Origin of the sequence: Ktedonobacter sp. SOSP1-85, assembly GCF_016587415.1 — a bacterium.
Taxonomy (GTDB): domain Bacteria; phylum Chloroflexota; class Ktedonobacteria; order Ktedonobacterales; family Ktedonobacteraceae; genus Ktedonobacter.
Genome location: NZ_BNJI01000001.1, coordinates 1293493 through 1313679, shown reverse-complemented (window position 1 = coordinate 1313679; position 20187 = coordinate 1293493). Strand labels below are relative to the sequence as shown.

The following is a 20187-nucleotide window of genomic DNA, read 5'->3' as shown; positions in this document are numbered from 1 at the left end:
CACCCAAGCCACCGACAAAGGAACGCCGCATTCCTCCCCATGCCTGAAAGGGCAGGGGCATCCTGCGGCGATTTCGGTGAATGGCAAAAGACAAAGGGGGGAAGAGCCTATACGGTTCTTCCCCCTTCGCTTACCAGTTCTAACTTACAAGTCAGAACTTACTTGTAGGCGTTGGTGCTGGCACAAGGAGAGTCACTTGTCTTGTAGATGTTGGCCCAGTCCCTTGGGGGAGTTAGCAACTGCGCATTGTCCACCACGCCCTTGACACAGGGTTTGAGAACGTAGGAGCTCTGGCGCTGCACGATGGGAATCCAGGCGACATCATCGATGAGTTGCTGCTCGATCTGGTTGTACTGCGAGATGCGCTCCGCGTTGTTCTGGTTGGCATCCGCGGTCGGCATAAGGGCCTGAATCTGCTGTTGAGTTGTGATGTCAGCGGATTTGCCCAGACCGTAGTTGGGGTTATTGTTCGAGGACCCCTTACCGAAGAGCAGGCTGGTCCAGTCCTGAGGATCGGGATAGTCGGCGATCCAGTCGATAGCCCACATCTGCAGACCTTTGGGGTTATTGACAGCGTTGGAGGTATCGTCGAGAAGCTTATTGAAGTCCTCGTCATTGATGGTGACGTTGACGCCCAGGGTATCCTTCCACTGCTGCTGTGCGAACTGGAACTCATTCTTAATGGTTTGTGAGCCGCTGGTCGCAACGGTGAAGGTGATCTGCGGGAAGGTAGAAGCTGTGTAGTGCTCCTCCTGCATGCCTTCCTGGAAGAGCTTCTTAGCCAGATCCTTGTCGCCCTTGGTGCTGTCCACACCAGCTGTCCCCTTCAGATTGGGATTGTATCCAGGCATGCCCTGAGGGATTATATGGTTTGTGGCAAAACGTGCGCCCTTAAAGATATTCTGGCCGATGGTATCTTTGTCGATGGCAAGGGCAAAGGCCTGACGGATTTTGATGTTGTCGAAGGGTTTCACCAGGTAGTTCATCGTGTAGTAGTCGATGGCTAGCTGAGGTGCCTGGCGGAATTGTTTGCTGGGGAAGGCACGTGCCTCATCCAGATTGGCAGTGGGGACACCAGCGGTATCGACCTGGTTGGTCTTGTAAGCCTTGTAGGTTGTCTGTGGGTCCTTGTAGAAGGGGAAGACCACTTTCTTGAGCTGGGGCTTGGGACCATAGTAGTTATTGTTTGGCACGAAGCTGATCTGCTGACCATTGACGTGCTTCTCCAAGATGAAGGGACCAGAACAGCCGCCCGTATCAAGATGTTTGAAGTAGTCGGTATCGCCATACTTCTGGACCAGGCTCTTCTCTACCACGTAGGAGGTAGAGTAGGTCAGGGCGTCGAGGAAGTAGGCCGCTTTCTGTGAGGTGACGATCTTGACAGTGGTTGGATCGGGAGCGAAGAGGCTGTCATTGATCAGGGTTGGGATTTTGCCAGAGAAGCGCTTGTCCGAGTCCTTAACCAGGGCCAGGTAAGAGGGGGCGACGGTAGATTTGAGCTCGGGCTTGAGGGCGCGGTCGATGCTAAAGATTACATCGTCGGCAGTAATGGGATTGCCATCGCTGAACTTCGCCCCCTGATGCAGTTTGAAGGTCCAGGTCAGGCCATCGCTGGAGGTGGTCCAGGTGTCAGCCAGTTCACCATATACCTTGAGGTTGTCGTCGAGCTGAACCAGCCCGGTGAACATCATATCAATGGCGCCGATGGAATCCAGGTCGGTCGAGATGGCTGGGTCGAGTGTGGCGACATCAGAGATGCCGCTGTAAGGGGTAACATAGATCTGCTTGTCGTCGGAAAGTTTGCTGCCTGTGCTACTGGTACCAGAGTTGCCGCCGCCACAGGCGACGATCAACATGGCGAGCATGATAAACATGCCGGGTAAGAATTTACCTAAAAGCTTTTTGTTCGGCTTCATGTACGAAATCTCCTTGAACTGAAGAGAGAAAAGAAGATACGCCACAGAGCTATATAATAGCATAACAAGCATTATATTCAGCATTGAATATTTTGCAAGCGACGCTATTTGCTCTACAAAGATAGATTGCTAGTATACCTGCGTACAAGGTTAAAGCTAGGAAATATATCCTCTTCTACAAAAAAAGCATAAAGAGGGTTTAGCCCAGAAAACAAATCTTATAGAAAGAGTCATTTTCTGTGCAGGTTACTTCTACTTAAGAGCAGATTGTGATTATTGGATACATGTATATATACGCTGATGTTTTGCACAATCTCTCAGATTTCTTTAAGAAAAATCAAGCCCAGAAAGTTTGGCCTGATTTTTCCCTTTGATAAAGCGTTCAGAGTCGGAAAAGCGTAGAGGAGAGCAGTCCAGGCTTGTGCTCTTCTTTCTGGTGTTGCTCGCGTTTTATCGCCGAGACGAGGTGTGTACAGAGAGGGAGAGACGTGGGATCTCAAGCGATGTGCCGTAGCATGGAGCCGTACATGGCACGACGCTACTAAAGTACGCGTCTACATATGAGGCGCCTCATATGTAGACGCGTACTTTAGTAGCGTCGTGCTTTAACTTGCAGCGTAAGTTTAGCCTGCCTGTACGCGGTAAATCTTGGCCCAATCATCAGGCGGGGTGGTATTCTGCCCGTTATCAACGAGACCGACGATATCGGTGGTACGCAGGAAGATGGCTGTTTCCTGCTCCATCGGTAGCCAGGCAACATCGTTCACAAGCTGTTGCTCGGCCTGCTGGTACGCCTGGAGTCGACCACCTGCATTGGTGAGGCCATCGGCCCGGGTGAGCTGGTCCTGTAACACCTGCTGTTTGGCGGCCGTCGGACCAAAGTTCTGGCCATAGTTCATATTGTTGTTGACTGTGCCCTTCCCAAACTGATAAGAGAGCCAGTCCTGTGGATCAGGATATTCACCAATCCAGGAGAGCGCCCACAACTGTAGCTCCTGGTTATTCATGGATGAGGCCGTTATCTTGTCCAGGAGGGTATTGTAATCCATGGGGTTTGGTTTCACGGAAATATTGAGGACTTTCTGCCATTGCTGAATGGTTGCCTGGATCTCCTGTGCGATGGTAGGAACCCCGGTTGCGTAACTTAGCTCGATATCTGGTAGATCGGAGACGCTGGCAATATTCTCCTCTTTGAGTCCCTCTTTGAGCAAGGTTTGGGCCAGCTTGGGGTTGCCAGAGAGCTTTTGCGTCTGGTCTGGACCAGTGAGTTTCTCATTATATCCGGGCATACCCTGAGGGAGAATATGATTTGTCGGGAGTGCGGTCCCTTTCCAAACGTTTTGCACGATGGCCTGTTTATCAATGGCCAGGGCAAAGGCCTGGCGAATTTTCACGTTATCGAAGGGCTTGGTCAGGTAGTTCATGGTGTAGTAGTTGATCCAGAGCTGTGGAACCTGGTGAAAGTCCTTCTGTTTGCGCGCGTTTTGGTAGTTGGCCAGGGGCACGCTGGCGGTATCGATCTGGCGATTGGTATAGGCTTTATAGGCTTCCTGGGCAGTCTGGTAGAAGCGATAGGTTACTTTTTGTAGCTGGGGCCTGGCATTATAGTAGTGTGTATTGGGGGAGAAGGTAATGGATTGCCCATGTTTATAGTCTGCGACGCGAAATGGACCCGAGACCCCTCCCTGGCTTAAATGGTCAGTAAATTGGGCGCCATACTTTGTGACCATACTTTTTTCAACCACGTAGGCGCAATTCATGCTCAGGCGCGCAAGCAAATACGTGGCGGGCTGCTCTGTCGTAATCATGATGGTATTGGCATCTGGCGTCGTAACGCCTGTGCCGATGATAGATGCACTGCGGCCCGCGATGACCTGGCTTGCACCCTTGATAATATTGAGATATAACGGTGCGACCGTCGATTGGGTCGCGGGGAGCAGCGCTCGGTTGAGGCTGTAGGCGACGTCAGCAGAGGTGAGCGGTGTGCCATCACTAAACGTCAGGTGTGGCTTGAGTTTAAAGGTCCAGGTGAGTCCGTCACTATCGGTCTGCCAGCTCTGGGCGAGCTGAGGTACGACTTCGAGTTTATCGTTGAGCTGTACCAGGCCCGTATAGAGCATCTGGACAGCATGAATTGAGGCATCATCATGCGCCAATGCCGGATCAAGAGTATCAAGATCGGTAATCCCCACCTGAGGAATGACATAGGTCTGCTTGTTCGCAGGAGCCTTGACCATGTGTGGTGAAGCATCCCCAAAGAGACTACACGCGCTGAGTAGGACGAGTAGTAGACAGAGCCCTGGTAGATAGAGGTATTGCCTGGTGAGATCGGTTTTCCTGGTAGGAAACATAAAGCGTGTCTCCTTTAACGCTTGTGATTGTGTGAAAGAGGCTGGACAGCGAAAATAAAGGCATATGGTGCTGGATTGCTCGCAATAAGAGAGGGGCACGGGTATTTAACGCGCGTGCCCCTTATACTCTAATAACGTCGTAGGCATGTCACTTCTCACATACCTGGTCGTAAATTGCTATTCGCTGCGAAAGAGGCTTGCCTCCTCTCCTCTATACAGGAGCTTCTTGGATGCAAGCTCTATGCCTCTACCCGGCTAGAAGCGTACGCTTATCTCGTCGAGAGGCCCCCCAACGATAGCGCGCAAGGCGACATGGAGGAAGGCATCGGCACTGGTTGTCGCCAGCGCTTTAGGCCAGGCCATATATGATTCCGCTGCCGCCTGAACAATCTGCAGGGTGTGTCCCTGATCCCTGGTCGCGTCGATGTGGCCAGCGGCGATTGCGATAGCTCCAAAGAGCGCGCGCGGATCATGACCAACTTTCAGGTAGCGCTGGGAGGTCGCCAGGGCGCCAGCGAAGTCTTTATTTTTGAGCTGCTCCTGAAGGGTCTCAAGCTGAGAGCTGGCGATAAAACCGCCGCCAGGAATGGTACCGGCCGCTGTCGGCTCGGTTTGCTTGAGTGGTGAGCTGGCGATCTCCTGGCGCAACGCGCTGACATAGGCTGCGGAGGTATAGAGCAGGGGCAGAGCCTCTACATCCTGCACGCGGCGCATAACCTGGTGGACGGCGGAGGCGAAGAGTAGGCCATGGGCCGCCTTGATATACTGCTCATGTTCGGCGTTGTCGAGGGTACACAGTAGCTCAGCGGCTGAGAGCGCAATGACCGCAGCCGTGGCGACAGGTGAGGTCTCGCTCTTGATCACCGTGTTGTAGACACCCTGGCAGACCTGGATTGTATCCGAGGTGCTATTGACGAGCTTATAAAGCTCCAGCGCATTCTCATCTTTGGGCGTGGAGAGACGCGTTCGTACACTCTTCATGCTATTTTCGGGCTTGGAGGCAAAATCGCGTACGGTGCGCGCCCAGGCTGGCTCATCGCTGCTTGATTGGAGGGGCAGATGGGGCGCGAGCCAGTGCAAGATGTTGGGAACGCGGTCGCCCCACTCAACGGCATCAAGCAACTGAAAACCACGCACGGCGAAGATGAGTGGGTGCCCACCATGTTGGAAGGTGTCGGCAACGGCCTCAAATGCCCGGACCTCCATCGTGCGGTAATCCGCGCCAGTGCCATAGAGCCCAAAGAGCAGGCGTTCTACGGCCAGGACATCGTTGCTGTGCACTGCTTTGCGCAGAGCCTCGCCAACAGTCGTATTTTCGCCAAGATCGCTGGGGAAGAGTGGCTCAGGATAGTTAGGCTCGACGCCAGCGCCCGCGCGCAAGGCGGTTCTGGCTAACCTGGCCGCCTGGAAAAAGAGCGGCAAGGCACGCTCTTTGACAGGAACAGTCGAGTCCACTGGTTCTGGAAGAAAGTGAATCAGGCGGCTCAGCATGGCCGCGGCAGCCAGCACGGCGGCGGGATGCCCATCGCTGTCCCCGTGAACGGTTATCATACCCAGGCGTCCCAGGAGGACATCGGGTGAGTTGGTGTCATGTAAAATGTCACGCACAGAGGCGATTAATTGTTCTGTATTGCCCTCAATCGCTGCGCTAAGCACGTTTGAGAGGTCTACCCTCATTTCAACTTGTGCCATGGATAAGCTCCTACAAGAAAATATATTTTGTAAAGATAGGTATGATACCTGCATCATAGCATAGCCCATGAGCAATGCTATGGGTATGAGTGCGGCAGGAGGCGGGCTGCCAGAAGCTAGCCCGCGTCCTTTAATTCACGAATGTCTCGCTCAATGCCGGGAATATCTGCGTATTCCTCGTCGAGGAGTTTATATGCTCGACTGAGGTAGAGACCAGAGAGCCTGGCGCCACGCTCGTTTGGCGAGACAGCTGCGGTAACAAGCTCAGAGCCGCGATACTTCTCGGCCAGGGTGCCCGCAATGCGTTGCATCTGCTGCTCTGTCTCGCGTAAGAGTTGCTGATCGTGCCCCTCGATGGCGTACCGGGCTGTCCCAATGAGTTTGCCCAGCTCAGCCAACTTCTGCCTTTCAGGCATGGCATGAAAGACGAGGGAATCGGCATCCAGTTCCTTCACTGAAAACTGTTGCGCCTCGCGTTTCCTGGTCTGGATAGTGGCAATGTACGAGGTGTACAATTGCCCATATTCCTGACATGCCTCGGCCGCCAGGTTCATGCGTGCCATGTCATCCCTGGAACTGACGCTACCAATGTCGCAGAGATCATCATCGCGGTGCTCCGCCAGGAGCTGCATATATTCCAGGGTCTGGCCCTCTTCCGGAATGGGAGGAATCGGCATGCCAGAAACCGTGTCACTGTCTTGCAGCTCCTCCGTAGGGAGATGGGCCGCTAGCAGCGGTGGAATATATTTCGCAATGGACATAGGGATAGGGGGTATGATGCAATAGGTGCAAAAGACATTGCTGGCATCGTTGCGATTGCGCACAACAAAGATGGCATGCCCCTTGGGTGCTTGTGAATTACCGCGTAGGAATTGGATTGCCATAACGATGATTTCCTCCAATACAGGGCAGTCCGTCATGTCGATGCATGTTTCTTGCCCCCCTCTATATCAACTGTTCAACTTCCAGCGTCTGTTCTGTCGTGACAGGATGCCTCTCTATTTTCGCATGATCAGCCCTCTTTGTACAAACTTTTATTTAAGGCCCTTATAAAGTTGCCCAATACGTCGTACCAGGTCTTTATTGGCCTGTATCTCCTCGTTGGTGAGATCCTCACCGCTGGTGGGGATAGCGCTTTCAAAGCCCTGAAGATGCTCGATGATCCCTTGGCTGCCTGCGATACGCGCAAAGTTTTCGACGAGAATACGCGCCTGTTCGTCGTGATCCTGGCGTATATCAGTCAGCGCGGTCAGCGCGTAAAGATCGACATATTGACGCAGGAAGAGGCTCCAATGCTCTGGCTTGCTCAACGTATTCATGACTCGCTCAACCTGGGTGATCGCTTTACTTTCTTCATCGCGAGCACGGTCGAACTCGTTACGTCTAAAGTAGATGCTTGCGCGGGCTGAACGCGTGTCGACCACGCCTAGTGGCTGGCGTGTCTGGTGGTACAGGTGCAGGGCCTCTTCAAAGTCGCTGAGTGCTTCGTCTAGCTCGTCTTTTCCGCGCCTGGCGAGGCCGCGACTCAGGAGTGCATCGGCATGGCCTGGCGTGTGTCCTGCCTGCTTGAAGCGCGTGATTGCGGCCTCGCTATTTTCGCTGGCCTCATCCCAGGCGGATTTGGCGATGCTGACCTGGGCCAGGCCAAGGACCGCTGAGCCATCACCGACGAGGCTCTCCAGGAGCTGGAACTGACGACCAGCTGCGAGCAACGTCTCGGTCGCGGCATCCAGCTCAGCCTCTGCCAACTGTTTCTGCCCTAGACCAAGCAGGGCCTGGGCTGCTACCAGCGGCTCCTGCACATGCTGAGCCTGATTTTTGGCCTGCTCGAAAAACATGCCAGCCTGGGCAAAGTCGCCGCTCGTCAGCGCATATTTTCCCTGGATCAATGTGACCTGGGGCTGGATACGCTGTGCCAGGAGATTTTGTTGTATGGCCTCCTGCGCCCTTTGCAGGCTACGCTCGGCCTCGTGTAGATCACCACCATAGATGGCCACCTGGGCCTCTCCAACTGCGACCTGGGCACGCAGTGTTGCGCTGGCGACCGGGTCGATCTCTTCGCAGCGATTAGAGGCATCAGCATAGGCGCTCTGAGCCTGTTGCAGCTTCCCCATGTGCAGGTAGGTATTGGCGATCCCAACAATGGCACGCCCCTCGACCAGCACATTCTGTAACTTATGAGCCTGCGCCCGTGCATCGTCGAAGGTGGTAAGCGCGCTTTCCGCGAAGCCACGACGATATTGCACCTCACCCAGGCTGGTGGTTGTTTCGGCCTGCCCCACACGGTACGCAATGGCTTTGTAGGTGCGGGCAGCGCGTTCGAGCAGGGAATTGGCGAATGTGAGCTGACCACGGCGGGTATTTACTTCGCCCAGTACACGATTGGCATTGGCGTTGCCCAGGGCGTTGTGCTGTTTGGTGTAGAGATCGAGCGCGGTCTGTGCGCCTGTTAAGGCCTGGTCAACTTCGTTGCGCAGGAGCATCGTCTCGGCCAGGCCCAGGTTGGCGTCGGCCTCGCCCAGCTCATACTCAAGCGCGCTTGATGTTTTGTAGGCCTCAGCGAACAGGTTGGCGGCTGTCTCAAGCTCTTCGCGTTCCAGGTAGATGCGTGCCAGCCCGAGTTGAGCATCAATGGTACCAAAGATATCATTGGTGCCCTGGTAGATATTCAGTGCCTCTTGATAGCCCTTCAGTGCCTCATCAAATTTGCGCTGCATACGCTGGACATCCGCCAGGCTACGACTGGCATCTGCAAGATTGATGCGGTCGTTAGACTCTTTGTAATAGTGGACGGCATCCTGGTAGTGTTCAGCGGCATAGGCGCTATTGCCGCGCTGGAGCTCGATGTGTCCAAGGGCGAGCTCGGTGTTGCCCAGCCCCTGAGGGTATGTATGGGCGCGATAGATCTGTTGTGCCTTCTGATAGGTGTCCTGAGCGCGATCCAGGTGTGCAAGCTGGCGTTCGAGGTGCCCGATAGCGAGTAGACCGCCAGCTTCGCTGAGCGGATGGCCTGAGTCGCGGTAAAATTTGATTGCGCGCTGATAGCTGGTAATGGCCTGTTCCGGGGCATTGTTTTCGCGCTGTACCTCGGCGATGAGCATGCGGCTATCGCCTGCGCGTTTAAACTCTCCAAGGAGGCGAAAGCGTATCTCTGCGTCGCCAAAGGCGTCAGAGGCCTGGTCAAGTTTGCCTTCGTTATATGCTTCCAGCCCTGCTTGCAGACGTTTTTCTGCCTGTTGGCGATCCTTGAGTTGTTTCTCTGTATCCTGTGTAGACATCGTATATCTATTCCTCAGACGGTGAGTCAGTGGATGTAAATTGAATAGGCTTATTTTTCTAGATTCATTGTAGTGCCTGAGGTCCAGAAAGTCAAAAAGTCAAAAAGCTATGAAGCAGGTGACCAGCGCGCAGGAATGTGATAGAATACCTGCTACGATAGTAAAAGAATCAGGCAAGCATTGAGCCGTCTTTTATGTACCGGGTCAAATACGTTGCCGAAGGAGCCGTAAAACCATGAAAGAAGACATCCTCTCGCGTGTAGACCTTTTTTCCACTTTAAATAAGAAAGAGTTGCAAGAGATTGCAAAGAACTGCCAGGAGCGCACATTTAGCGCGGGTTCCACATTATTTTCGCAAGGTGATCCTGGGGTTGCCCTGTATGTATTGACGCAAGGCAATGTGCGTATCAGCCAGGCAAACAATTCCGACCGAGCCGAAGAGGTTATTGGCAGCGCAGGTGTCGGCGAAGTTTTGGGCGAGATGGCACTTCTTGATGAATTGCCACGCTCGGCGACGGTTGTCGCGGCAGAGGATGTGACGGTACTCGTATTGCCCGTGTGGGAGTTCCGAAGTATCTTACGCTCACACCCCGATATTACCTTGAAGTTGTTGGCTGCCCTCAGTCGGCGTCTGCGCAAGGCAGAGGCGCGCCAGCACGATTAAGTGACGCCATTGGGCCAAACTATTTCTAGGAGGTGAAGTGATGGGTCCAGGCAACCACAGGCTGCCTGGACCCATCACTTCACCGTACTCTATAGCTTATTTTTGTCGAGATTGATCCTGCGTATCAGTCTGTGGGGTTGTGTCGCGATGCAACAGCTTTTGCATCTCTTCAAACATTGTTTCTACATCGGTAAATGAGCGATAGACGCTGGCAAAGCGAATATATGCGATTTTATCGAGATGTTGCAGGTGCTCCATAACCAGTTCGCCGATAACGCTACTGGCAACCTCTTGTTTGCCGGAGCGATCAAGCTCCTGTTCAATTTCTTCGACCGCTTTCTCTATTTCGCTAGCTGGTAGCGGTCGTTTTTCACAGGCTTTGCGCAGACCTGCATAAAGTTTTTGTCGGTCGAATGCCTCACGTCGCTGATCGCGTTTGATGACCATCAAAGGTACTTTTTCAACCCGCTCATAGGTGCTGAAACGCCCTTTGCAGTGCTCGCATTCGCGGCGTCGATGAATTGCGTCACCGATGTCACGAGAGTCTTTTACGCGAGATTCGCCACATCCGCAATAAGGACATTTCATGGTATGTCCTCCAATACTATTTTGTGTGTAATAGGCATATTTTATCACAACCTGGCGCATTGGAGGATATGCTTAGGAGACATTCCTTAGCGAGAGCGGGCCGTAGCCAGTTTTTGCAGACGTGTGTCCGCATTTGGCACGTTTGACTCAGTCTGTTCATCAGGTTGCTGCTGTTGTAATTGAGGATGGACCTTCCCCACATAGCCTGAGCGTAAGCGCGAGCCCTCACGCCAGTAGGCATACCAGTAGGGACCATGGCCAGGGCCATTGCGACAGGTGCTGCACGAAGCTTTGCCACATTTACGATACTGCAACTGATAGGTAATATGCTGATCGTTTGGTATAGCTTTCATTGATCAACGCGGCGCTTCACCCCCTGCCACCGGTGCTCCCTCGCACGTAAACGAGAGACATCTCCTCTTGATCGTTGTCTATCAATCTGGCTGGGCGAGCGCCGCCTCTCCTTTCATGACACATAGACCATCGCTATGATGGCACACCTTTTGCCACGTTTCCGAAAAAATCGCCAAATGTGTATGTAAGTCTTTAATATAATAACATCATGCCCTGAACATTGTATGAATTTATGCCGTGCAAATATGAAACATCGTTCATCAAATGTTCTGCGATGGAAACGAATTATAGCATGAGAAAAGTGAAAATATATTAAAAGCCTATAGATGTTTGTTACATTTTTTTTAGCATTGCTCCAGGGGAGGGCGTGAGCGGAAGTTCTCGTGCTTGCGGGGCTCTCGGAATTGAGAAAAGCTACGTTTAGCCTTTTAAAAGGCTCCTTGGTGATTTTGCTGCAATGTGTTTCTTTTCTCTTTGGGAAATGATGTATAATATGTCTGTACATCTACCTTCGGCGAGAATCTTCTGTTCCGTTTGTTGTGTTGTGTTGTAGGATCGGAAAGAGGAAGGACACTATGCAGATCATCATCAAAGGCCGACAGATGCACGTCTCCTCACAGTTGCGCCAGCGTATTGAGCGCAAAATTCAGCGCCTCTCCCGCTTAATTGATGAGGACGTACTTGTGCAAGTTACGGTTGCGGAAGAGCAGACCAAAAGCGCACAGGATCGCTTCTCAGTACAAATCTCCCTTCCCGCACATGGACATGTGCATGCCGCGCGTAGCGAGGAACGCGCCCCCACCGCAAATGCAGCGCTCGATATTGTTATAGATAAAATCGAGTACCAACTTGGTCGTGAAAAAGATCGTTTGACGCGACGTCGCCAGCACCAGACGCCTGGCATCAAGACGCTTGAACTTTCACGTACCGGGCGCCTCTCTTCGCTTGAAGAGGAGCTACACTCTCCTACAGAGGAGCCTGCTATTGACCAGCTCATGATGGAGGAGCAAGAGAACGAGCAGATCTGGTCAAAAATTGTTGAGATCAAGAGCCTACCAACCAGGTCGATGACCGACAAAGAAGTAATTGCGCTGATGGAGAAGGATGGCGCTTCGTACTACCCGTTTTATAATGAGGAGACCAGTAGCGTTAATGTGATGTATCGCCTGGAGCAGGGCGGCTATGGCTTGTTAATTCCAGCTATGGAATAAGGGCTGGTCAGTGCCATATACAAAGGCTTTACATTCATGGGCCAGAAAGCCCCTGTGATGTATCCAGGAGATGAATGGCCCTTCCCTCTTGCTTTTGATGAGAACATCTGATATACTCATCAATACAAATGAAGCTATTGCAAAGAGATTCGTCTTGTAGACGATGAGGCACGATACCCACCTCACGGTTGGTTTAGCTTCATACACCACAAGAAACGTGGTTGGTACCGTAGGGCATGCGGAAACCTGAGAACTTCGGTTCTTGCAACGCTTCTGGACAGGCGGACCTCTACGCTCTGAGGAGCGATCCTCAGAGGGCAAGCCCTCTGGATGAAGGAAGAATCCCCTGGATGTATCCAGGCGGAGTGTCAAAAAATCTACTTTCAACGTACGTTTTCGCGCCTATGGCGCTTACTACTTATCCGAAAACCCTGAGCGCGAAGCGCTAGACACGCAAGTGGCGTTGGGTTTCGGAATAAGATCTTACAAGAGCAAAGGATGTGGGTGTGGTGAGGGGCAATTGCCCCTCACCACACCCACATCCTGTATTTAGCAACCTCGGGTCTCTAGGGAATGTGGACTTCAAATTCCCAGGGAGGCAGAATTGGCGTCTCGAATTGACCAAGGGGATCGGCTGCTCGCACAAGTAGCTGCTTTACCTCTGGCTCTGGGAGCGGGCGGAAGCGCGCACTTCCCTGGTACACGGTATGCTCTGGATCATTGCCCAGGTCTGTGCGGGCCACGATCATGCCCCCACGATCTCCGGCCCACTGCGCGCCAGTGTCGGCATGCAGCGAGAAGATGAGGCGTGGCACAAAGGCGAAGCCAGCAGGGAATGGAGGGCGAATCCAGAGATAATGGATTTCAAAGTGTTGCGCATAATAGCAGAGTTGCTGGAGGAGCAGCGTCATCCCCTGCTGCTTTTGCTCAACTTCGAGCGTGATGACGCGATGTGGCTTATGCTGGGGGGCAGGCGGAGCGCTCTCCTTATCAGGAGTGGGCGTGGTTTGCGGGGCAGCAACGACTACTGGAGGGCGCGAGGCCAGTTCCAGGGCTTGAGGCGAGAATGGAGCAGGGTCCTTCAATATTTCATTACACAATTGTAGGCATTCATCGCAGATGTAGGCTGCTCCAGGTCCTGCGACAAGATGCTTTACCTCTGAGGCATGGCGTCCGCAAAACGAGCAACGCGCCAGAGACCGATCTGTGCTCATAACTCCATCCTTAGTGACGAGGAGAAGCACCTACTCCTGTATATGGGCGCGTATGGTGGCTGCGGCGGCATGATGCAGGCCAAGGCGCTCAAGAATATAGGCGTGGGCTTCCCACTCCAGTCTATCATCCAATGGTGCGAGTTGGAAGGAGGGAGGCGAGAGCGGTTCCTCCTCCATAACTGCCGTCACCATTATTGATTCTCCAGATGTTTCTCCAGACTTTTCAGGGAGAGTCGCCGACGAATAGCCATTGCTCGCGGGAGGAGACTCGGCTACAACGCGGTAATATTCGCCACCATATTTACGTTTGAGTGCCAGTGAGAGTAAATGGTCCGCGAAGTGCGGATTTTTGGGCAGGAGTGAGCCATGCAGATAGGTGCCATAAGCGTTGCGGTAAATGGCTCCCTCGGTATGATCCTCGGCGTTATTGCCAGAGCCTTTGAGTACTTTTCCCAGGGGTTTGGCCGTACCCAGGTAGGTGCGACCACCATGATTCTCAAAGCCCACCAGTGTGGAACCATTCCAATTGAGAGCAATATCGCCAATACAGCGAGGGACGCGTTTCCCCTTGTGCAGGGTCCAGGCATCAAAAACGCCCAGCCCACGCATGTCTGGCCCCTCCGCGGGTCGATAGTAGTGCGCCAGCAGCTGAAAGCCGCCACATACCGCAAGAACAGGCATATCATCTTCTACGGCCGCCCATAAGCCGATGCCTTTGAGATCATAGAGATCCTGGGCAACGGGCGCCTGTTCTTTATCCTGCCCGCCCCCGATAAAGAGCATATCATACTCATCGGGAGCCAGGGCATCTCCAATGCCCAAGCCAACAACGCGAAGTTCAATGCCGCGAGCCTGGCACCGGCGTTGAAGCGTCATAATATTGCCACGGTCACCATACAGATTCAATTGATCTGGATAGAGGTGCCCGAGGGTCAGCGTGAGAGGCTTGACGGAAGCGTGCGTCATGCGTCTCTTCCTTCCCAGTAGCGGGGTGCGAGGCCCTGCTCTTCTAAAAGACGATGAATTTCTAATAATCCGGTATACGTTGGAACTACAAACAATGTCTCCCTCTCGGGTGTTTGCTCCAGGGCAATGCGTATCGCTTGTTGAACACCATAGACACGTGTGGAGGGGCCAGCAGGGTAACTCTCGCTCCCTTCTGCCTGTCCTTTCGCACGTGAGCGTTTGCGCCTGGACATATGTTTCTCACGCTCCGCGCGTAGTGGCGTGGAGGGAATAAGCCGCATCTGCGTTTCGGCGATGCCAGCGTACTTGAGACGGAGCATCAGATCGCGTGCGCGCGTCCCTGAAATGGTGACTGAGGCAACATTGCCCACAGCCCTCTCAAAATCTACGTCCCAGATCCAGGAAATATCTCGCCCGTCCGCGGTGTTATCATTGAGCACAAAGAACACATGTCTCTTATCTGAAGTTGGTAAAGAAGTCACTTCAGTTGGCTTCTCTGGCTGGCTGGATTCAACAGTGGTGCCAGTTGTTGTTTCGCCCGCGTGTGTGGCGTGGGTTATGCTTACCTCAGTAGTAAGTGCCGTATGCTCCTCTTCTCTTGTAGGACTAAAGAGGGTTCTCAGCACCTCATTGAAACCCGTTGGATTTTTGGCAAGCAGCAAGCGAATGGTGCGTCCTTCGACATCAATGCTTTCACCCCGGCCAAAGACCGGCTTGAAGCGTTCAATACCCGTTTGCATAGGTATCCAGGGTAACTTGATGGCCTCGGCAACTGCGATGGCGCCTAGCGTATTATAGATATTGTAAATCCCAGGCAAGGGTACGACAAGTTCATGTTCTATGTCACCAATGGCGATATGTAAACGCTGGCGGTCGAAGCTTTCGGGCTGGATTTTTGTGACCCGTACCTGTGGCTGCGGACGCGACCAGTCCCCATTAGGGCAATGGTAGTGCCCAATATGGCTATAGAAACGTGCGTCATAGACATATTCCTTGCCACACAGGGGGCAGGTGCGGCTATCAATGACCTGGTGTTGCTCATCCTCCTGCTTGTGGCTCAGGTCCAGAGAGAGATCATCAACTCCATAGTACACGACCTGTCCCGCGAAATCTCTTCCCAACTGCGCCGTGGTTGGGTCGTCGGCATTTAAGACCAGGATGGTACTTGTGGGCAGGTTTTGCAGCGTCTTCTGCCACTGACTGGAGATGCTGTCAACCTCGCCATAGCGGTCCAGTTGATCGCGAAAGAGGTTGTTAAAGAGGAGTACACGCGGAGTGATGGCCTGTGTGACCTGGGGGAGCGTGGCCTCATCGACCTCCAGAATGGAGATAGCCTTGCCAGAGCGTTTGAGCTTTCCGCTCGGGAGGGCACGGATGACCAGGGAACTGGCGATGCCGCGCATCAGGTTGGAGCCTTCTTTATTGTGCCAGACGCGCAGGCCCGCATCGCGGATGATGTTCGCGATGAAGCCACTCGTCGTTGTCTTACCATTAGTACCAGTGACAATGATACTGCCATGTTCAAGCTGGGTTGCCAGGTGTTCTACAATACCTGGATACATCCGCTGAGCCACGATGCCAACAATGCTCGTGCCTCCACCGACATGGAGACGGCGACTGAGGGCGCCCGCGGTGCGGCCCGCGACCACGGCCAGTCCTGCGCGTAATTGCTTACCCTGAGACCTGGTTGATAGCTGACTCTGTAGGTTACGCCGGGTCCGGGTAAGCGATGTGCGATTCGCGGTCTCTTCTCTTTCCGATGTGTTCCGCTCCTGTTCCACTGGCTGAGACGATTTATTCTTTCGCATATTCTCCCTCCGAGTCAGCGCTGTGTATTGTATCTTATTTATAGTATGGCTGAATGCAGAATAGCATGTAAGTTCCGTGGGGGTCAAGAGATGGCCCTCTTGCCAGAATGTGGTATGCTTCTTAAGAAAATTTTTGCGGTTACCCGACGATTTTGCTAGTATAGGGTAGCGACTTGTCAGACTATGCTATTCTATGCTTTGGAAATATTCATCAGGTATTTGCGTGTTTCGACTGAAGGAAGATTGTTGTGCATGGTTTATGGTAGTCAAGCTGAGAAATAACGAAGGTCGGGGATAAGGTCGATGGCAAAGAAATTAGTGATTGTAGAGTCGCCAGCCAAGGCAAAGACTATTGAAAAATTCTTGGGGCGAGACTTCGAGGTCCGGGCCTCAATGGGCCATATTGTTGATTTGCCGAAAAAGGGGTTGGGAGTTAATACGCGCAAAGACTTTACGCCCAAGTATGAGGTGATCGAGAAAAAAGACCGCCTGATCGATGAGCTTAAGGCGGCCTCCAAGCGCGCGGATGAAGTGTTCCTTGCGCCCGACCCGGATCGTGAAGGCGAGTTTATTGCCTGGTCACTCCAAAATGTATTGGGCTTGAAAAATCCTCATCGTGCGGTCTTCCATGAAATTACCAAGCGCGCTGTGCAAGAAGCTATCAAGCAGCCGCGCCGTATTAATGAAGATCTGTTTAACGCCCAGCAGGCGCGACGCGTGCTGGATCGCCTGGTCGGGTATAAAATTAGTCCCCTGCTCTGGCGGCGTGTCCAGTCGGGTACCAGTGCTGGCCGTGTCCAGTCAGTCGCCCTGCGCTTGATCTGTGATCGCGAGGCCGAGATTCAGGCCTTTGTGCCTGACGAGTATTGGAGCATTATTGCGACGCTCAGTAAACAGCAGCGTCCCGAGCGTTTCGAAGCATCATTGATCGCGCGCTTAAATGACCTGGAGGCCTTGAATGCCTCTGAGTCGTCAACTGAGGGCGAGGAGAGTCCTGCCGCTGCCAGTGGCAGCAAGGTTGTGAAGAAAGGCCGTATCAAGGTCTCTTCTAAAGAGGAGGCCGATACGATTCTCTCCGATCTCAAGGGCGCGACCTATAGTGTCCTGAAATATGAGGAGCGCGAGCAGCGTCGCCAGCCACCTTTCCCCTATACGACCAGTACTATGCAGCAGGATGCCTCTTCGCGTCTCTATTTTAAGCCGAAGCGGACGATGAGCCTGGCACAGCAGTTGTATGAGGGTATCGAACTGGGCGAGCGTGGGCACCAGGGCTTGATTACCTACATGCGTACAGACTCAACACGTATCTCTGACGAGGCGCAGAAGATGGTGAAGGGCTTTATCTCGCAGGAATACGGTCAGGAGTATGTTGGCGGAGGGCGCACCAGCAAGGCCAAGGCCACAACGCAGGACGCGCACGAAGCCATTCGCCCAACCGATGTCTCGCTGACACCAAAGAGCGTGAAGTCCTACCTCTCGCCCGAGCAGTATAAGCTCTATACGCTGATCTGGAATCGCTTTGTTGCGAGCTTTATGGCTCCCGCCATCTTTGATACCGTGCGTGCGGATATCGGTGCCAGGCAGTACGTCTTCCGCGCGACGGGTTCGAACTTGAAATTTCCGGGCTTCTACGCCGTCTGGCCGCGTGAGGAGGACGAGAAACTCTTGCCAACTATGAAGGTTGGCGAGGACCTGGATTTTCATGGGCTCAAACCGGAGCAGCACTTTACGCAGCCCCCGCCCCGCTTTACCGAAGCTAGCCTGATTAAAGAGCTTGAGGAGCAAGGTATCGGGCGTCCAAGTACCTATGTCCCGATCATTAGTACGCTTCAGGATCGTGGCTATGCGGAACAAGAGCAGCGACGCTTCATGCCGACCTGGTTAGGTGCGACGGTCAATGAGGTGATGAATAAACACTTCCCCGACATTGTCGATACCAACTTTACCGCGGATATGGAGCGTAAACTCGACGATGTAGAGGAGGGACGCCGTTCCTGGATCGAGTTCCTGCGCAACTTCTATGGCGATTTCAAGGTCACCATGGAAAAGGCCGAAGCGGAGATGGATAGGGTGCAGGCCCCGGTTGAGGAGATGGATGAACTCTGCCCCGACTGTGGGCGTCACCTCGTCATTCGTAACGGGCGCTTCGGGCGCTTCATCTCTTGCTCTGGTTTCCCTGAATGCCGCTATCGTCGCTCGTTTGTCAATAAGACTGGGGCGCTCTGTCCCCAGTGTGGTGGCGACCTGGTAGAGCGCAAGACGAAGCAGCGCAAGCGGCTCTTCTACGGGTGCAACAATTACCCAACCTGTAATTTTGCCATCTGGGAGAAACCCGCGCCCAATCCCTGTCCCAACTGCGGTGGCCTGATGGTAATACCGAAGGTTGGCCAGGACCCTGTCTGCTATAACGAGGTCATCCTGCCCCAGCGGAAGACGGAAGAGCAGCCTACACCCGATGGCTCAGCCGCCAAAAAGACGACTGCGACGCGGAGTAAAAAATCGGCTGCCAGTGCGGCCTCGACTGAGGATGAGGCGCAGGCGAGCGCTAATGGCAAGACTGCCACGCGCAAAAAGACCTCGGCGACAACCACCAGGAAAGCTACCAGCACAAGCAAAAAGACGAGTACCACCGCCAGTGTGAAGAAATCACCGGCTAAGAAAGCCACAACCAGGAAAACCGCTGCCAAGAGTACCACGGCCAAGAGTACTACGACCAAGCGTGCCACTGCGGCCAGCAAAAAAACAGCGACCCTCCCCACGGAGTAGCCAATGTATACCACGCCCCCAGGAGCAGGCGGACACCTGCTCCTGGGGGCGCTTTCTTTTTTATAGGCGTGTGGACGGCACTCGTCAGCCTTCCCCCGAGCAGGGTATGCATGACTTTTGTGCGGCCTTGATGGCCATTTTGCCTTTCATACCAGAGATCGCGTAAAAGTGATATAATCACAGAAAGTTGACATATTTTGTGGGATAAGATTCCACCTTTCTGGATGGCATTTTTGTGGAGGACTATTCATGCCCATGCCGCACACCGTAACCTTGATACCGGGGGATGGCACAGGTCCGGAAATTACAACAGCTACAAGGCGCGTGCTCGAGGCCACCGGGATCGAATTTGAGTGGGATGTGCGTCAGGCTGGAAGCGAGATGCTGGAGAAGCAGGGGACGGTTCTGCCTGATGATGTGCTGGAATCGATTAAGCGGACGAAGGTGGGATTAAAGGGGCCAATCACTACCCCTGTGGGGCGCGGTCAACGCAGCGCGAACGTGACGTTGCGCAAGAAGCTAGATCTCTACGCGAACTTGCGGCCCGCCAAGACCTATCCTGGCCTGCGCTCGCGCTATGAGAATATTGATCTCGTCATTGTACGCGAGAATACGGAGGACCTCTACGCGGGTATTGAGTTTCAGCGTGGGACATCACACCAGGAAGAACTATTAGAGCTTATTGAGCGCACCACAGGTCAGAAACTCGATCCCCATTCCGCGTTGAGCATCAAGTATATCTCTGTGCTGGCGACGCGACGCATTGCGCGCTTCGCCTTCGACTATGCGCGTGCCAATGACCGGCGCAAGGTCACGATTGTGCATAAAGCAAACATTATGCGCCTTTCTGATGGCCTCTTTCTCGCGACGGCTCACGAGGTCGCGAAGGAGTATCCCGATATCCAGCACGAGGATCGTATCGTGGATAATATGTGCATGCAACTGGTGCAGAAGCCAGAGATGTATGATGTGCTTGTATTGCCTAACCTGTATGGTGATATTATTTCAGATCTCTCGGCAGGCTTGATTGGTGGCCTGGGAGTGGCTCCTGGGGCGAATATTGGGAGCCAGTACGCGGTGTTTGAGCCGGTACATGGGAGTGCGCCTAAGTACGCGGGTCAGAATAAGGTCAACCCGATGGCGATGATGTTTTCCGGGGTCATGATGTTGCGGCACCTGGGTGAGAAAGAGGCCGCTGTGCGCCTGGAGAAGGCCTTAATGCAGGTGATCGCGGAAGGAAAGTATGTGACCTATGATCTCAAGCCGCGCCCAGACGATCCCACGGCGGTGGGAACATCACAGGTTGCCGACGCCGTCATTGAGCGTTTGCGCCGCCTGTAGAGGTAAATGAGTATGAGACGGCCTGGCGGCCTTCGGCC

14 protein-coding genes are annotated in these 20187 nt (G+C 53.5%); 4 read left to right on the top strand and 10 right to left on the bottom strand.

All coding sequences use genetic code 11. The annotated features are described in order from the left end of the window. Window positions 1–158: 158 nt before the first annotated feature. From KTE_RS05720 to KTE_RS05700, 5 genes are all read right to left on the bottom strand, one after another. Window positions 159–1916, bottom strand: a complete 1758-nt coding sequence (locus tag KTE_RS05720) for an ABC transporter substrate-binding protein (RefSeq protein ID WP_201379422.1) — start codon at window positions 1914–1916, stop codon at window positions 159–161. Window positions 1917–2539: 623 nt separating this feature from the next. Further along, complete coding sequence (locus KTE_RS05715; protein ID WP_201379420.1) at window positions 2540–4267, bottom strand: ABC transporter substrate-binding protein; 1728 nt, start codon at window positions 4265–4267, stop codon at window positions 2540–2542. Window positions 4268–4522: 255 nt separating this feature from the next. After that, window positions 4523–5959: a hypothetical protein gene (locus KTE_RS05710; RefSeq protein ID WP_201379418.1), complete on the bottom strand. Its 1437-nt coding sequence runs from the start codon at window positions 5957–5959 to the stop codon at window positions 4523–4525. 116 nt (window positions 5960–6075) lie between these two features. Further along, a complete protein-coding gene (locus tag KTE_RS05705; RefSeq protein WP_201379416.1) occupies window positions 6076–6843 on the bottom strand; it encodes a hypothetical protein in 768 nt (255 codons plus the stop codon). Between the two features lie 150 nt (window positions 6844–6993). After that, window positions 6994–9237 (bottom strand): tetratricopeptide repeat protein, encoded by a 2244-nt coding sequence (locus KTE_RS05700; protein WP_201379414.1) that lies wholly within the window; start codon window positions 9235–9237, stop codon window positions 6994–6996. Window positions 9238–9472: 235 nt separating this feature from the next. On the opposite strand from KTE_RS05700, the gene KTE_RS05695 reads away from it, so the two are divergent. Continuing rightward, a complete protein-coding gene (locus tag KTE_RS05695) occupies window positions 9473–9901 on the top strand; it encodes a Crp/Fnr family transcriptional regulator (RefSeq protein ID WP_201379412.1) in 429 nt (142 codons plus the stop codon). Window positions 9902–9997: 96 nt separating this feature from the next. On the opposite strand, the gene nrdR is transcribed toward KTE_RS05695, so the two are convergent. Then, the gene (gene nrdR / locus KTE_RS05690) at window positions 9998–10489 is read right to left on the bottom strand and encodes a transcriptional regulator NrdR (protein ID WP_201386983.1); all 492 of its coding nucleotides are present in this window, start codon (window positions 10487–10489) and stop codon (window positions 9998–10000) included. Window positions 10490–10575: 86 nt separating this feature from the next. Next, entirely contained in the window at window positions 10576–10842 is a 267-nt protein-coding gene (locus tag KTE_RS05685) for a DUF6788 family protein (RefSeq protein WP_201379410.1), read from the bottom strand. Window positions 10843–11418: 576 nt separating this feature from the next. On the opposite strand from KTE_RS05685, the gene hpf reads away from it, so the two are divergent. Next, on the top strand, window positions 11419–12054 hold the full coding sequence (hpf, locus tag KTE_RS05680) for a ribosome hibernation-promoting factor, HPF/YfiA family (protein WP_201379408.1): 636 nt from the start codon (window positions 11419–11421) through the stop codon (window positions 12052–12054). 566 nt (window positions 12055–12620) lie between these two features. Here hpf and KTE_RS05675 read toward each other — a convergent pair. From KTE_RS05675 to KTE_RS05665, 3 genes are read right to left on the bottom strand one after another with little or no spacing between them, the layout of a single operon-like run. Then, window positions 12621–13268 carry a ClpX C4-type zinc finger protein gene (locus KTE_RS05675; RefSeq protein ID WP_201379406.1) on the bottom strand — a complete coding sequence of 216 codons (648 nt, stop codon included), beginning with the start codon at window positions 13266–13268 and terminating at the stop codon, window positions 12621–12623. Between the two features lie 30 nt (window positions 13269–13298). Then, window positions 13299–14234: a type 1 glutamine amidotransferase gene (locus KTE_RS05670; RefSeq protein ID WP_201379404.1), complete on the bottom strand. Its 936-nt coding sequence runs from the start codon at window positions 14232–14234 to the stop codon at window positions 13299–13301. After that, window positions 14231–16042 (bottom strand): MurT ligase domain-containing protein, encoded by a 1812-nt coding sequence (locus KTE_RS05665; RefSeq protein ID WP_201379402.1) that lies wholly within the window; start codon window positions 16040–16042, stop codon window positions 14231–14233. Before KTE_RS05665 ends, KTE_RS05670 begins: the two co-directional genes overlap by 4 nt. Window positions 16043–16345: 303 nt before the next feature. Between KTE_RS05665 and topA the strand changes: the two genes are divergently transcribed. Then, window positions 16346–18808, top strand: coding sequence for a type I DNA topoisomerase (topA, locus tag KTE_RS05660; RefSeq protein ID WP_201379401.1), 2463 nt, complete (start codon window positions 16346–16348; stop codon window positions 18806–18808). A gap of 255 nt (window positions 18809–19063) precedes the next feature. Continuing rightward, entirely contained in the window at window positions 19064–20149 is a 1086-nt protein-coding gene (locus tag KTE_RS05655; RefSeq protein ID WP_374226800.1) for an isocitrate/isopropylmalate dehydrogenase family protein, read from the top strand. Window positions 20150–20187 lie beyond the last annotated feature (38 nt).

What these genes read in the sequence shown, in the direction of transcription:
- KTE_RS05720 (WP_201379422.1), bottom strand. Translation starts at nt 1,916, where the DNA reads ATGAAGCCGAACAAAAAGCTTTTAGGTAAATTCTTACCCGGCATGTTT.
- KTE_RS05715 (WP_201379420.1), bottom strand. Translation starts at nt 4,267, where the DNA reads ATGTTTCCTACCAGGAAAACCGATCTCACCAGGCAATACCTCTATCTA.
- KTE_RS05710 (WP_201379418.1), bottom strand. Translation starts at nt 5,959, where the DNA reads ATGGCACAAGTTGAAATGAGGGTAGACCTCTCAAACGTGCTTAGCGCA.
- KTE_RS05705 (WP_201379416.1), bottom strand. Translation starts at nt 6,843, where the DNA reads ATGGCAATCCAATTCCTACGCGGTAATTCACAAGCACCCAAGGGGCAT.
- KTE_RS05700 (WP_201379414.1), bottom strand. Translation starts at nt 9,237, where the DNA reads ATGTCTACACAGGATACAGAGAAACAACTCAAGGATCGCCAACAGGCA.
- KTE_RS05695 (WP_201379412.1), top strand. Translation starts at nt 9,473, where the DNA reads ATGAAAGAAGACATCCTCTCGCGTGTAGACCTTTTTTCCACTTTAAAT.
- nrdR (WP_201386983.1), bottom strand. Translation starts at nt 10,489, where the DNA reads ATGAAATGTCCTTATTGCGGATGTGGCGAATCTCGCGTAAAAGACTCT.
- KTE_RS05685 (WP_201379410.1), bottom strand. Translation starts at nt 10,842, where the DNA reads ATGAAAGCTATACCAAACGATCAGCATATTACCTATCAGTTGCAGTAT.
- hpf (WP_201379408.1), top strand. Translation starts at nt 11,419, where the DNA reads ATGCAGATCATCATCAAAGGCCGACAGATGCACGTCTCCTCACAGTTG.
- KTE_RS05675 (WP_201379406.1), bottom strand. Translation starts at nt 13,268, where the DNA reads ATGAGCACAGATCGGTCTCTGGCGCGTTGCTCGTTTTGCGGACGCCAT.
- KTE_RS05670 (WP_201379404.1), bottom strand. Translation starts at nt 14,234, where the DNA reads ATGACGCACGCTTCCGTCAAGCCTCTCACGCTGACCCTCGGGCACCTC.
- KTE_RS05665 (WP_201379402.1), bottom strand. Translation starts at nt 16,042, where the DNA reads ATGCGAAAGAATAAATCGTCTCAGCCAGTGGAACAGGAGCGGAACACA.
- topA (WP_201379401.1), top strand. Translation starts at nt 16,346, where the DNA reads ATGGCAAAGAAATTAGTGATTGTAGAGTCGCCAGCCAAGGCAAAGACT.
- KTE_RS05655 (WP_374226800.1), top strand. Translation starts at nt 19,064, where the DNA reads ATGCCGCACACCGTAACCTTGATACCGGGGGATGGCACAGGTCCGGAA.